At 49.7% G+C, this 13,168-nt stretch carries 13 protein-coding genes; 2 read left to right on the top strand and 11 right to left on the bottom strand.

The features are described from left to right. Nucleotides 1-4 precede the first annotated feature (4 nt). The 6 genes from BZG81_RS11925 to BZG81_RS11900 all read right to left on the bottom strand — a co-directional run bounded on the left by BZG81_RS11925 (nt 5) and on the right by BZG81_RS11900 (nt 7,413). Nucleotides 5-622 carry a LysE family translocator gene (locus BZG81_RS11925; protein ID WP_077460070.1) on the bottom strand — a complete coding sequence of 206 codons (618 nt, stop codon included), beginning with the start codon at nt 620-622 and terminating at the stop codon, nt 5-7. A gap of 18 nt (nt 623-640) precedes the next feature. Continuing rightward, on the bottom strand, nt 641-1,114 hold the full coding sequence (gene ybaK / locus BZG81_RS11920; protein ID WP_025744494.1) for a Cys-tRNA(Pro) deacylase: 474 nt from the start codon (nt 1,112-1,114) through the stop codon (nt 641-643). 96 nt (nt 1,115-1,210) lie between these two features. Continuing rightward, nucleotides 1,211-2,884 carry a bifunctional UDP-sugar hydrolase/5'-nucleotidase UshA gene (gene ushA, locus BZG81_RS11915; RefSeq protein ID WP_077660760.1) on the bottom strand — a complete coding sequence of 558 codons (1,674 nt, stop codon included), beginning with the start codon at nt 2,882-2,884 and terminating at the stop codon, nt 1,211-1,213. A gap of 271 nt (nt 2,885-3,155) precedes the next feature. Then, a complete protein-coding gene (locus tag BZG81_RS11910) occupies nt 3,156-4,502 on the bottom strand; it encodes a Na+/H+ antiporter NhaC family protein (RefSeq protein ID WP_077660759.1) in 1,347 nt (448 codons plus the stop codon). A 320-nt stretch (nt 4,503-4,822) separates the two neighbouring features. Next, a complete protein-coding gene (locus tag BZG81_RS11905) occupies nt 4,823-6,370 on the bottom strand; it encodes a DHA2 family efflux MFS transporter permease subunit (RefSeq protein WP_077677477.1) in 1,548 nt (515 codons plus the stop codon). Between the two features lie 2 nt (nt 6,371-6,372). Beyond that, a complete protein-coding gene (locus tag BZG81_RS11900) occupies nt 6,373-7,413 on the bottom strand; it encodes an HlyD family secretion protein (protein ID WP_077460065.1) in 1,041 nt (346 codons plus the stop codon). A gap of 131 nt (nt 7,414-7,544) precedes the next feature. Here BZG81_RS11900 and BZG81_RS11895 point away from each other — a divergent pair, with 131 nt between their 5' ends. Both BZG81_RS11895 and BZG81_RS11890 read left to right on the top strand, forming a co-directional pair. After that, nucleotides 7,545-8,471 (top strand): LysR family transcriptional regulator, encoded by a 927-nt coding sequence (locus BZG81_RS11895; protein ID WP_077660775.1) that lies wholly within the window; start codon nt 7,545-7,547, stop codon nt 8,469-8,471. Between the two features lie 88 nt (nt 8,472-8,559). Then, nucleotides 8,560-9,000, top strand: a complete 441-nt coding sequence (locus tag BZG81_RS11890) for a TM2 domain-containing protein (RefSeq protein ID WP_077677476.1) — start codon at nt 8,560-8,562, stop codon at nt 8,998-9,000. A 113-nt stretch (nt 9,001-9,113) separates the two neighbouring features. Here BZG81_RS11890 and kdsA read toward each other — a convergent pair whose 3' ends face one another. From kdsA to prfA, 5 genes are read right to left on the bottom strand one after another with little or no spacing between them, the layout of a single operon-like run. Further along, nucleotides 9,114-9,965: a 3-deoxy-8-phosphooctulonate synthase gene (kdsA, locus tag BZG81_RS11885; RefSeq protein WP_077575925.1), complete on the bottom strand. Its 852-nt coding sequence runs from the start codon at nt 9,963-9,965 to the stop codon at nt 9,114-9,116. A 31-nt stretch (nt 9,966-9,996) separates the two neighbouring features. Further along, a complete protein-coding gene (locus BZG81_RS11880) occupies nt 9,997-10,806 on the bottom strand; it encodes a SirB1 family protein (protein WP_025744492.1) in 810 nt (269 codons plus the stop codon). A 2-nt stretch (nt 10,807-10,808) separates the two neighbouring features. After that, nucleotides 10,809-11,192: a SirB2 family protein gene (locus BZG81_RS11875; protein WP_025673295.1), complete on the bottom strand. Its 384-nt coding sequence runs from the start codon at nt 11,190-11,192 to the stop codon at nt 10,809-10,811. Nucleotides 11,193-11,223: 31 nt separating this feature from the next. Beyond that, on the bottom strand, nt 11,224-12,069 hold the full coding sequence (gene prmC, locus BZG81_RS11870) for a peptide chain release factor N(5)-glutamine methyltransferase (protein WP_077575926.1): 846 nt from the start codon (nt 12,067-12,069) through the stop codon (nt 11,224-11,226). Next, the gene (gene prfA, locus BZG81_RS11865; RefSeq protein WP_077575927.1) at nt 12,069-13,157 is read right to left on the bottom strand and encodes a peptide chain release factor 1; all 1,089 of its coding nucleotides are present in this window, start codon (nt 13,155-13,157) and stop codon (nt 12,069-12,071) included. Before prfA ends, prmC begins: the two co-directional genes overlap by 1 nt. Nucleotides 13,158-13,168: the final 11 nt, after the last annotated feature.

Raw genomic sequence — 13,168 nt, 5'->3', positions numbered from 1 at the left:
TGCTTTACTGCAGCGTAAATACCACGCGTATTGCCAGCGCGATTAAAACCACCCCTGACAGCTTGTCAATCCAAGCGCCACGATGACGGATTTTGTCAACAATGGTGGGGCTTGAGAGCAAAAATGCCACCAATGTATACCAAAGCCCGTCAATCAATAACGGGGTTAGCACAATCACACTGCGACTGAATAAGTCAGACCCTACTGCGACGAATTGACTGAATAAGGCAATAAAAAAGAGCGCCAGTTTAGGGTTTAGCATGGAAATCATCGCGCCATCACGCGCCGCTTCGCTAAGGCTTGCGGTTTTGCCCGCCTCTAGCTTTGCCGCGACGCCGCCTTTGCTCAGGAGTGATTTGATCCCTAACCAACCGAGATACGCCGCCCCTGCGTAGGCGATAATCGTGAACAAGATAGGCGATTGTTTAAAGATAACCGCTAACCCTAACATGGTAATTAACGCATACAGGCCAACACCAAACGCATGGGCCCATGAGGCGACAATGCCATGTAGGCGGCTGTTAGCGAGGCTATGTTTTGCCATCACCACCAAGCTGGGCCCTGGTGACATCGCTCCCAGCATACAAACTAAGGCTAACGATGCCCAAATGGTCAATGTCATGCTTGTTTATCCTCTTTTTTACTCGCCAATCGCGGCATACTGCCCCGCGGTTAACGTCATCAGATCGTCCGGGGATAGTTCAATTTCTAAACCGCGACGGCCCGCGCTAACGCACAGGGTTGAAAACTGTTTTGCTGAGGCATCTAAAAACGTCGGTAGACGCTTTTTCTGTCCGAGCGGACTAATGCCACCGACAAGGTATCCGGTTGCGCGTTGTGCCACCTGAGGGTCGGCCATGGTTGCTTTTTTCCCGCCCGCGGCTTTTGCGGCGGCTTTAAGGTTTAAGCTTCCTTTTACCGGCACAATAGCAACGGCCAGCTGTTTACTGTCACCATTGATACAAAATAATAAGGTTTTAAAGACTCGGGCCGGATCCTGCCCCAACGCTTGAACCGCTTCATCGCCAAAATTTGGATTATTTGGATCATGCGCATATTGATGAACCGAGAAGGCAATCCCCTGTTTTTCTGCCAATTTTATTGCTGGCGTCATAATGTTTCTCTACTACTCCAACACCGCATTATCATTACATAAAAAAAGCGGCACTGCATCGGTGCCGCTTTATCTTTATCGCCATTTTATCCGGTTTTATTTGTAAACAATCTCACCTTGTGGCGCATAATCGTTGACGTCGATAGGGCTGTTTGCTTCAAGGTAGTCTTTAAGCACTTCCGCATCGACAAAACCTGTGTTGACGTTACCTGGGTGGTTAGTCAGTTTTGGATAACCGTCACCGCCGGCCGCATTAAAGCTTGGCACGGTAAAGCGATAGGTTTTTTCCATATCAATCGGTTCGCCGCCAATTTTCACATCGTGAACGCTGCCGTTTTCAACCACCATTGAAACGCCGGCAAATTGGACATACGCGCCAGAGTCTGCGGGTTTGGTGCCAACCACATTGAGGTAATCCATCACTTCTTTACCGCTCATGTCGGTGTAAGTGACCATGTTGCCAAATGGCTGCACTTTAAGCACGTCTTTGTAAGTGATATCACCGGCGATAATAGAGTCACGCACACCGCCTGAATTCATCACCGCAAAGTCAGCGTTAGCGCGTTCCATATGCGACTTAGCAATTAAGCGGCCTAGGTTGGTTTGCTGGAAGCGCACCACATCACGATCGCCTTCTAGCTTGCCGTTACTCTCAGCAATCTTAACGTTGAGCTTCTCTTGGCCTTTGTCTTGGTATGGCTTCAAGAAGTCATACAAAGCTTGGTCTTTTGCGATTTCATCTTGAATAAAGACGCGCTGGCTCTCACCATCAACCTTGATTTTCTTTTTCAGGTTCACAGGAATAAGATCGTAGCTGACAAGATTTAAATCGCCATTCTGGAATTCAAACTCCGCTTTACCGACATATTTACCCCATTCATGGGCTTGCATGATCCACGCGCCGTTTTGCTGGTCTGGGGTACACGCATCACCGGGCTCGAAACTCTCGTTATACGTGTTCGGTCCTTCCATACAAACCGGCTCTTGTGAATGGCCGCCGATGATAAGGTCAAGGTCGCCATCATCCATATAGCGCGCCAACGCCACATCACCCGGGGCGTTTACACCGCTTTTGCCATCGGCATAGTGGCCCATATGGGTTGCCGCAATAATGATATCCGGCTTTTCGGTTTCTTTGAGCTTGGCGATCACTTTTTTCGCTTCTGCTTTCGGATCACGGAAGTCGAGCGAGCCAATGTACTCAGGGTTACCAATTTTCGCGGTATCTTCTGTGGTCAGACCGACAACAGCAATTTTTAGGCCATTGCGCTCAAACATCTCGTAGGCCTGGAATTTACGCTCGCCCGTTTCTTTATCGTAAATGTTGGCAGACAGCATTGGAAAATCGGTCCACTGCATTTGCTGCTCGAGCACGCTCAATGGGTTATCAAACTCGTGGTTACCAATCGCCATGGCGTCGTAACCGATGCGCGTCATCCCTTTAAAATCCGGTTCCGCGTGGAGTAGATCAGACTCTGGGACACCGGTATTGATGTCACCGCCTGAGAGCAGTAGCACTTCACTGCCTTCTGCTTGTGCTTCTGTACGCAGCTCATCGATCAGCGTTTTGCGCGCGGCCATGCCGTATTCGCCATAGCGGTTGTGCCAGAAACGACCGTGATTGTCGTTGGTATGAAGAATGGTGAGTTTATAAGTGGTATCTGGCGCCCAACCTTGCTCTGGTGTCTCAGAGCCTGAGTTGGCACACCCTGCCAATGATGCAATTAACGCAGCACTAACCGCTGCCTTTAAACAAAGACGTTCCTTCATGATCATAGACCTTTTTAGCGAGGGATAAACCACCATCGACATCATTGTCGGTGGTTAGAAAACGCTGTCTAGTCTAAAAGAATTGTTGCTATAGCGCTGAGCCATTTCATATTTTTGTTGCGATGATCACTATACGATATCCAAAATTACTGACTTTGGTGATCGGGGCAAAATTTCTAGAGCCAAGATTCTAAGCCATTAAAAAACGGTGCAGCCTTTGCTTATCTAATGAGACAGGCAAAGCCAGCACCGTGGTTTTATCAAGTGACGGTTACGCGCGGCGCGCTTGCCACCAATGACGACTACTAACAGCAATTAAGGCAGACGCGGCTAAAAAGAAACAGTAGTAAGAATGGCTGACAATCACTAAAGGAGATAGCCCAAAGCTTGCACCGAGTAACAGAATTTGTGCGCCATAAGGAATCATGCCCTGCACGACACATGAAAAGATATCCAACAAGCTTGCACTTCGCTTAGCCGGTACGGAATGCTCAGTTGCTATATTTTTAGCCACTTGGCCCGATACAACAATGGCCACGGTATTATTGGCCGTACATAAGTTAGCGAAAGACACTAACAAGGCGATGCCAAACTCGCTCGCACGAGAGTGATGCTGACCTTGGTTTTTCTGAAAGCGGACAATCACTTTATTGACTGTGTTGGTCAAAAAGCTTAATCCACCTTGGCAACGCATCAATTCAGCAATACCACCAATCATTAACGAGAGTACGAAGATTTCTTGCATGCTGGCAAAGCCGTCTTTGACCTCTTGGCTAAACGTCATCAAGGTAAAGTCAGGCGTGCTCATCAGACCCACGCCCATCGCCAGCAAAATACCTGAAGTCAGGACAACAAACACATTTAGTCCCGCCAGTGCCAATACGATGATCGAAAGGTAAGGGATAACCGCCAAGTAGTTAATGCTCTCAGGCGCTTCAACTGGCGCACTTTGATTATTAAATACAAACAGAATGATCGCAGCGATGGCAGCAGGAATGGCAATGCCAACGTTTTCTTTAAACTTGTCACGCATGCTACAGCCTTGTGAGCGCGTGGCCGCGATTGTGGTATCAGAGATAAACGATAAGTTATCGCCAAACATCGCGCCGCTCAGCAATACACCTGCCATGACAGCGGGCGATTGACCGGTTGCAGTGGCCATGTTCAATGCAAAAGGCGCAAGCGCGGCAATGGTGCCCATCGAGGTGCCCATTGCGGTGGAAATAAACGCCGCAATCACAAATAAGCCCGGCAGAATAAGGCTTTCGGGGATCAGCGCTAACCCAAGATTGACCGTGGCTTCCACGCCCCCGGTTGCATCCGCCACCGAAGAAAACGCACCAGCCAGCAAATAGATTAAACACATGGCAATAATATCACCATGTCCCATGCCACGAATGAGCTGCTCAATGGCCGTATTCAGGCGCTCGCGGCTTAGGCCAATGGCCAAGATTACCGCGGGTAAAATCGCGACGTGTGCAGGCAATTGATAAAAGGCGTAGTCGACACCTTCTAAGGTAAAATACACGCCCGATCCAATAAAAAGGATTAAAAATAAAATCAGGGGAAGCAGTGCAAGCGCAGAAGGCTTCGGTGTGGTGTTTGCTGATGTTGTCATGGCAGTTTTGTTATACCTCTTATAAAACTGTCAACAAGATTACAGCCCTCTAGCCGTCCAGTCAACAAATAGACGTCTAAACATCTAAAAACCTCAACGGCTCGTACTCACTGCTAGACAGTGTTTCGCAACCAAAGCTGATCTTGCCAGCAAGGCGAACCCAAACAAGTGACACTGTGGCAGACGAAAAGACAGCGACAATAGCCGAATACATCGGACAACGCTGTTTGTCGGTCGAGCTACTTGGACTTATCAGGAAGGATAGCGAAGAAAGCGGCGGTACACCGCTCCCATTTTGCGTTGTGACTATCGAGCGGGGGTTAGTCTTCGAGCGAGAGGATCACCACGGCTGCCAATGCTAAGAAGCCGGTCATCACCATAAAGGCATCGTTGTACGCCATGATGGCGGCGTCACGTTGCATCACATTCAGCACGCTGGCTTGTGCTTGATGCAACGCGGTGGTGGCATCACTGCCTGTGGCGATAAACCAATCTGTTTGTTGGTGCAAACGCTGCCAACCTTGCTCGCTCACTGTGGACAAGGTGGCTTTGATGTTCGCCAAGTGCAAGCGTGTTTGGTTATCTAGCAAGGTCGCTATCATGGCAATGCTAAACGCACCGCCCAAATTACGCATCATATTGGTGAGTGTGGAGGCATCTGGCGTGTCATCACGCTGGATATGCTTCAGTGCCACTATCGACAAAGGCACCATAATAAATGGACTACCAATGGCACGCAGGATCATGGATAAAACCAGCTGCTGACCACCAAAATCGACGGTCATGTGTGTGTTGACGTAACAACTTAGCCCAAACATTACAAAGCCAAATGTCACCATGTGGGTTGGGCGAAACACGCGCATTAACTTAGGCACGAGCGGAAAGAGTAACAACTGAGGCAACCCCATCCACATCAGTACTTGGCCAATTTGCATCGCGTTGTAGTGTTGGATCTGGGTGAGATACAACGGCAACACGTAAATCGAGCCCAGTAAGGCCATACCCAAAATTAAATAGGCAAAGCAGGATAAGGCAAATTGCTTGTCTTTCAGTAGCCGCAAGTTCACCAGTGGACGGGGGTGCTGCAGCTCGTTAATCACAAAGTAGACAATGTTCACCACGGAAATCGCACTGAGCGTGATAATAAATGACGAGCCAAACCAATCTTCACGATTGCCCTCTTCAAGAACCACTTCTAAGCAGCCGAGCCCTAACGCCATAGTGGCAATTCCGACCCAATCGGCCTTTTTCAGCAATGACAATGATAACGGCGTATCCTCAAGTCCGTAGCGGATCATGGCTATCACCAGCATTGCTGGTGGAATATTGATGTAGAAAATATAGTGCCACGACAGATTTTCCGTCAGCCAGCCACCAAAGGTCGGTCCAATGGCAGGCGCAAACGTCGCCGTGACACCGAACATCGCCATACCAATCGCCTGTTTGTTGGCGGGTAACAGTTGCACCACCAGCGAGAAAGCCAATGGGATCAGCGCGCCACCGCTAAAGCCTTGCATCGCTCGAAACACGATCATCGCGCTCATATTCCAAGACAGTGAGCATAAAAAAGACGAAAGCGTAAACACCGCAGTAGTCCATGTCAGATAGCGCCGTACGCCCAGCGCCCGCGACAACCAACCACTGAGTGGGATCGCAATCATCTCTGCCACCAGATAGGACGTCGAGATCCACGAGCTTTCGTCCAAGGTCGCCGACAGCGCCCCTTGAATATCTTTTAGCGATGCATTGGTGATTTGAATGTCGAGAATGGCCATAAAGGCCCCAATCAACCCACCCAAGAGAGCAATCCAGTTTTTGAGCGGCACCTGCTCGCTGTAGGCATCAGCCGTTAACGTAGTCGCGGTCATCTTCAGCCTCGTGTATCTACCGTTGCAATCACGGATAACCCTGGCAATAACTTGGCTTTAAGTGGCTGATCAGGGATCCGGACTTTAATCGGCACCCGCTGAACAATTTTCGTAAAGTTCCCCGTGGCATTTTCAGGGGGCAGCAGCGCAAACTGTGCGCCCGTGGCTGGCGAGAAGCTATCGATCACGCCATGTAGTGCTTGTCCGGGAAACGCGTCCACTTCAATATCCACCGATTGCCCCGGCTGGATATGCGCGATCTGTGTTTCTTTAAAATTCGCTTCAACCCACACCTTCCCTTGAGGCACCAAGCTGACTAACGGCATACCCGGCTGAACCAGCATGCCAACGCGCAAACTCCGTTTACCAATCACCCCATCAACAGGCGCATAAAGGCGGGTGTCATCCAAGTTAAGCTGCGCTTGTGTCAGCTTAGCGGTGGCATCATCAATCGCAGCTTGGGCTTGTTTCAGCTCACTGGCTAATACAGCTAATTGGTCACTGGCGGCATGATGCGCGGCTTTAGCTTGTTCCAACTGGGCGAGTCGTACTTTTTGCTGCGCAAGTTGGGCATCCAGTTCATCTTCAGAGGAATAATGTTGCGCGATTAAACGCTGGGTACGGGCCACTTGCTGCTTGGCACGATCGTACTCGGCTTGCGCGGATGCCATCTGACTCGCGGCTTGACGGATCTTACTGTTCTGCAAGGTTTGTTGTGCGTGCAGATGCTCGACACTAGCGCTTGCCGAGGCGAGTGCTGCTTTAGCTTGTGAGACCGCGGTGCGATAATCGCGATCGTCAATTTCGGCCAGTAAGGTCCCGGCTTTTACAAACTGGTTATCGTCGACATATCGGGCAACGATATAGCCAGCGACTTTGGGACTGATGGTGACGATATCCCCTTTTAGGTAGGCGTTATCGGTCGAGACATGGTACTGCCCCTCCATCCACCAGTACCCGGCGCCAAGCACACCAATCACGAGGAATATCAAGGTCGCCAATAGCGGCGCTTTAATGCGTTTCGAAGCGGTTGAGGCTGTCATGAGGTCTCACTAATGTTAGTTAAATCAATACCAAGCAAAGTGTTTCGAATTGTAAACCAATCGTATTAATTAATAATCGCGCTATAATCAAAAACACTGTTGCAAAAATAAACTTAATTAGAGGAAGGATGTTGGACTTCAATGCGCTCGCTATCTTGGTGAAAGTGGTGGAATTAGGCAGTTTCACGCAAGCGGCTGAGGCACTGGGAATGACAAAATCGACGGTCAGTCGAAAAGTCTCTGATCTTGAGCGCAATCTAGGTGTGCGTTTGATCACGCGCTCCACGCGCAGCTTAAAGCTGACCGCGGAGGGCGAGCGCTTTTACCAATCGTGCCTGTTGGCGAAAGACATCATGGAGCAGGCGGAAGTTGAAATCACCGCTCACCAAGAATTGATCCAAGGGGATTTGAATGTGGTGATGCCCGTAGAGCTCGGCCATCAGGTATTGGGGCCGTACATCAACGAATTCATCAAGCTGCATCCGCATATTCGCGTACACCTTGAGATGAGTAACCGTGAAGTCGACATTATTGGTGAAGGCATTGATCTCTACGCGCAAGTGGGGACACGCAAAGACTCAAACCTCGTTTCTCGGCTACTGACCAATGCGACTCGAGTTGTGGCAGCCAGTCCGGCTTATTTGGCTGAAACAGGCACTGTCACGGCTCCCTCAGATCTTCGTCCACCACACCGCCAAGTCAAAGTGTATAACCAAGCAGTCAAGCTGCTGTCTTGGGAGTTGCATGACGAAGAAGGAGACGTTTTTAACATCGATCTGCCCTATCGACTGCGGGTTAACACCATTACTGCCTCGTTACAGGCCTGCCTTGATGGTTTAGGCATTGCAGTTTTACCCACGTTTTTGTGTCGTCCCCACTTTGAATCAGGCAGCTTGATGCAATTATTCACTGACTGGCAAATGCCCACTGTCCCCATTAGCTTGGTGTATGCTAATCGTACCTTGATGCCCAAACGACTCCGCACTCTAATTGACTATTTAGTGACGCGCCTAAATGAAGACATGCAGCACGGCGTGATCCCTAAAAAAAACGTCTAACCAGTTCAACATAATAGATGAATTACTGGACAACCATTAAAAGTGTGCTAAAAACTTTGTCTATTTTTTCTACGCTACAGGAGTAAAAATGAAAGGGGTAATAAAGAGCTTTGACAATACAAAGCGCGAAGGTCTGATCACCGGTGAAGACGGGATTGAATATAATCTAACCATGGACGAGTGGAAATCTGGCACGCTACCAGAGACTGGTATGAATGTTGATTTTGCGCTATCAGATGGGAAAGCGACCGCTGTGTTTGGTGAAGCGGTATCCGCGACCAGCTCAAAGAAAATACCAGCAGCCTTGTTGGCCTTCTTCTTTGGAGCATTTGGCGTACACAAATTCTATCTTGGTTATACCAAAGAAGGCCTTATCATGCTGTTAGCCTTCCTATTTGGTTTTATCTTGCTGGGCATCCCTAGCATAATTATCGGGACTATTGCTTTTGTTGAATTCATCATTTATCTGATCAAAACAGATAAAGAGTTTGACGCGACCTATGTGAATGGACACAAAGGCTGGTTTTAACTGTGCTCTCTGACTAAGTGCCACCTACTTTTGCATAATCATGTTTGTTGCTAATGAGCACAAAAAAAGCTGCCAACGTTGGGCAGCTTTTTTATGGGTATCGATAGGTCGGATTAGCGAATATCGATATCTGCAAAGCTTTTGATCACATCATCCAGGGCTTTCATTTGCGCGAGGAAAGGCTCGAGTTTATTCAGCGGCAGGGCTGAGGGGCCATCACAACGGGCATTATCTGGGTCTGGGTGCGCTTCGATAAACAAGCCAGCAATTTTAGTGCCTAAACCTGCACGTGCTAAATCAACGGTTTGCTGACGACGGCCGCCGGATGCAGCGCCTTGCGGATCGCGACACTGGAGCGCGTGGGTCACATCAAAAATAATTGGGCTACCGTTTGAGGCTTTTTTCATCACATCAAAACCCAGCATATCAACGACCAGGTTATCGTAACCATGGCAGCTACCACGCTCACACAAAATCACCTTCTCGTTGCCGCACTCAGCAAATTTATCAACAATGTTGCCCACTTGCCCAGGGCTCATAAATTGAGGCTTTTTCACGTTAATCACCGCATCAGTTTTGGCCATGGTTTCGACCAAATCGGTCTGGCGAGCCAAAAACGCCGGTAACTGAATCACGTCGGCGACTTCCGCCACGGGCGCAGCTTGGTATTGCTCATGAATATCGGTGATCACTTTGACGCCAAAGGTGCGCTTGAGCTCTTCAAAAATCTTTAACCCTTCTTCCATCCCTGGGCCACGGTAAGAGTGCACCGAGGAGCGATTCGCCTTATCAAACGACGCTTTAAAGACGTAAGGAATGCCAAGTTTGTCAGTCACTTTGACGTAATGCTCACAAATTTGCATCGCTAAATCACGTGACTCCAGCACATTCATGCCAGCAAACAAGGTGAACGGGCGATCATTCGCAACAGGTGTATCGCCAATATGGACGGTTTTTTGCGTCATAGGGGTATCCTTTATCATGCGTTAACACGCATTAATGTAACGTCGGTTGCTCTTCGTTAAGCGCTTTCACTTGCATTTTTAACAGCTCAGCGGCCGGATCGTCCGGGCACTGCTCAATAAAATATTCATAGTCGGTCGCCGCTACGCGATCGCAATCCAACTGCTGAAAAATATAGCCACGATCTCGAATTTCGTAAGGATCGTCTGGGCTAAAGGTCAACGCAAGCTCACTACAACGCAGTGCCAGGGCGTACTTTTCTTCGCGTAATAAAGCACTTTTGGCCACCGTCAGCCAACGACCAATAATGGTTGGATTGTCGCTCGGCAATAAGTGTGAATCTTCAAGCTCCGCCAGCGGCCCTTGGCTCCCTTTTAACCAGCCGCGTAAAGTACGTTGGCTCACACGTTCGCCATTGAAGGGGTTAATAAACACAGGAGCGTTATCCAGTTGATCAATTCTCAACACTAGTTGACTGGGAAAAGCGATGGGTTGAACGGGTAAGGATAAGCGCTCACAGAGGTATAAAAACACCGCCCCCAGTGAAGCGGGGATCCCGGTTTTACGTGCTAAGACTTTATCCAAAAAGACATTATCGGAAGAAAAGTACTGCTCGATATCGCCTTTAAACTGCCATTGGTGATAAAAAAGACGGCATAATCCCTCAAGACGCAGCGCCATATCGGGCTCGGCGCCGAGCTGATGCTCCGCTTCATCCGCGAGACGATCGAGAGAGGCCTTCACTTGATGAGCGTCGATCGACGCATCAATGGCATGGTTGAGGCTGATAGCCCCTTCTGCCAGTGTTAGCGAATCTAATTGTTGATCGGTTAATGGCATCATATTTATCCCATGAGGTGTGGAACTTTAATCAGTGCTAAGTTAGCGGCGGCATAGGCCCACCCTAATGCACCAAAAAACGCCAGTGTCCGGAACAGTTTGCCGCGGCTGTAGTGTAAAGCAACAAAGCCTAATGCAATGTAGGCCAGTACACAGGTCAGCTTTTCGGTTAACCACGCACCAGACTCTGTAAACGGTATAAAACCGGTGACAAAAATCAATGCGACACCGGTGGTCAATAACAAGGTGTCGACCACGTGCGGTGTGACCTTGACCCATTTTTTGTTCATCATCTCGCTATCACGCATCACCCAGACGAAACGGATCACGAATAAAGAGAGGCTTAATACCACGGTCAGTAAGTGGGTGTGCTTGAGGGCCATGTAGATCATAATGATTCCTGCTTCCTGTCAGTCTCAATTAACGTCGCTGTGCCAAGGTGATTCTATCGAGCCCAGCGTAATCTTGTTGGGTTTGGAGATTGTGCCAACCCGCTTCTTTCCATACACGACGCACCGCTTCTCCCTGGTTGTAGCCGTGTTCGACCATCAACCAGCCAGAGGCGGCTAAGTAATCGGGGGCGGATTGACCAATATAACGAATATCTGCCAACCCGCTGTCTTCAGCCACCAGCGCACTCATGGGCTCAAAACGAACATCCCCTTGTTGCAGATGCGGATCCGTCTCATCGATGTAAGGCGGATTACTGACAATCAGATCAAACCGATGCATATCGCTTAACGCCTTAAACCAGTCACTTTGAATAAAGTGGACGTTGTTAATTTGATGCGCATCCGCGTTTCGGCTTGCCAACATCACTGCTTCTGGCATCAAATCAACGCCCACAACGGTGATATCGGGGCGCTCACTGGCAATGGCTAATGCCACCGCTCCCGTGCCGGTGCCTAAGTCTAACACCCGACAAGGGGTCGCTGGCAGAAGCGCTAACGCCTGTTCTACCAAGAGTTCGGTTTCTGGACGCGGGATCAACGTCGCTGGCGATACATTCAGTCTCAGGGTCCAAAAATCACGGTAGCCCAGAATGTATGCAATCGGCTCTCCTTGCAGTCGGCGGGCAAACAGCTGACGAAATTGCGCCAGTTGTGCCGCGGTGAGTTTGCGCTCGGGCCAGGTGTAGAGATAGCTGGTAGGTTGCGCTAACACATGGCAGAGCAAAGCTTTAACATCAATGCCCGCCGAGCCACCGGATAATGCGGTGAGCTCAGTGGTGCTATCGGCCAGCAACGCGCCTATCGTGACTGTCATTATGGATGCTCAGACAAGGCCGCTAATTGATCCGCTTGATGCTCTTGAATCACAGGATCCACCAAGCTATCGAGATCCCCTTGCATCACATCGTCTAAACGATACAAGGTTAAGTTAATGCGATGATCGGAGACGCGACCTTGCGGATAGTTATAAGTCCGAATCCGATCGGAACGATCGCCCGAGCCAAGCAGGTTACGACGGGTTGAAGCTTCCTCAGCGGCGCGTTTTTCTTCTTCCGCTTTAATCAAACGTGCTGCCAGTACTGACATGGCTTTGGCGCGGTTTTTATGTTGTGAACGCTCATCTTGGCATTCCACCACAGTGCCGGTCGGCAAGTGAGTAATGCGAATCGCAGAGTCCGTGGTGTTGACGTGCTGCCCCCCCGCTCCTGAGGCTCGGAAGGTGTCAACTTTCAAGTCGGCCGGATTAATTTCAGGGGCTTCCGTTTCTGGCACTTCAGGCAAAATCGCCACGGTACACGCTGACGTATGGACGCGACCTTGCGACTCGGTGGCAGGTACGCGTTGTACACGGTGACCGCCGGATTCAAATTTCAGCACACCGTAGGCGCCTTCGCCAGCCACACGTGCAATGACTTCTTTAAAGCCGCCGTGCTCTCCTCCACTGGCACTGATCATTTCCAGCTTCCAACCGCGTTGCTCGGCATAACGGCTATACATGCGGAACAAGTCACCCGCAAAAATCCCGGCTTCGTCGCCACCGGCTCCAGCACGGATTTCCAAAAAGCAGTTACGGTCATCGTTCGGGTCTTTCGGCAACAATAAGATTTGCAGCTGATCGGTCAACGCAACAATGCTTTGCTCGGCTTGCGCGACTTCTTCTTGCGCCATCTCGCGCATGTCAGGATCATCTTCGTTGGCCATTTCTTGCGCTGCCGCGAGGTCTTCTTTGGCTTGCTTAAACGCCGTAAAACATTTGATCACTTCTTCCAGCTGCGCGTACTCTTTCGACAGCGCACGAAATTTGTTCTGCTCACTAATGATTTCAGGCGTTCCGAGCAGGTGTTGTACTTCCTCGTAGCGCTCCGCCAGCGATTCTAGCTTCGCTAATATTGATGCTTTCATAAATCTCTTCG

Origin of the sequence: Salinivibrio sp. MA607 (assembly GCF_001996245.1) — a bacterium.
GTDB lineage: Bacteria > Pseudomonadota > Gammaproteobacteria > Enterobacterales > Vibrionaceae > Salinivibrio > Salinivibrio costicola.
Note: the sequence above shows the minus strand (reverse complement) of the source record. Positions and strands in the feature narration are given on the sequence as shown.

Bases quoted from the DNA above. Each gene is read 5' to 3' on its own strand.
- BZG81_RS11925 (WP_077460070.1), bottom strand. From the start codon at position 622: ATGACATTGACCATTTGGGCATCGTTAGCCTTAGTTTGTATGCTGGGA.
- ybaK (WP_025744494.1), bottom strand. From the start codon at position 1,114: ATGACGCCAGCAATAAAATTGGCAGAAAAACAGGGGATTGCCTTCTCG.
- ushA (WP_077660760.1), bottom strand. From the start codon at position 2,884: ATGAAGGAACGTCTTTGTTTAAAGGCAGCGGTTAGTGCTGCGTTAATT.
- BZG81_RS11910 (WP_077660759.1), bottom strand. From the start codon at position 4,502: ATGACAACATCAGCAAACACCACACCGAAGCCTTCTGCGCTTGCACTG.
- BZG81_RS11905 (WP_077677477.1), bottom strand. From the start codon at position 6,370: ATGACCGCGACTACGTTAACGGCTGATGCCTACAGCGAGCAGGTGCCG.
- BZG81_RS11900 (WP_077460065.1), bottom strand. From the start codon at position 7,413: ATGACAGCCTCAACCGCTTCGAAACGCATTAAAGCGCCGCTATTGGCG.
- BZG81_RS11890 (WP_077677476.1), top strand. From the start codon at position 8,560: ATGAAAGGGGTAATAAAGAGCTTTGACAATACAAAGCGCGAAGGTCTG.
- kdsA (WP_077575925.1), bottom strand. From the start codon at position 9,965: ATGACGCAAAAAACCGTCCATATTGGCGATACACCTGTTGCGAATGAT.
- BZG81_RS11880 (WP_025744492.1), bottom strand. From the start codon at position 10,806: ATGATGCCATTAACCGATCAACAATTAGATTCGCTAACACTGGCAGAA.
- prmC (WP_077575926.1), bottom strand. From the start codon at position 12,069: ATGACAGTCACGATAGGCGCGTTGCTGGCCGATAGCACCACTGAGCTC.
- prfA (WP_077575927.1), bottom strand. From the start codon at position 13,157: ATGAAAGCATCAATATTAGCGAAGCTAGAATCGCTGGCGGAGCGCTAC.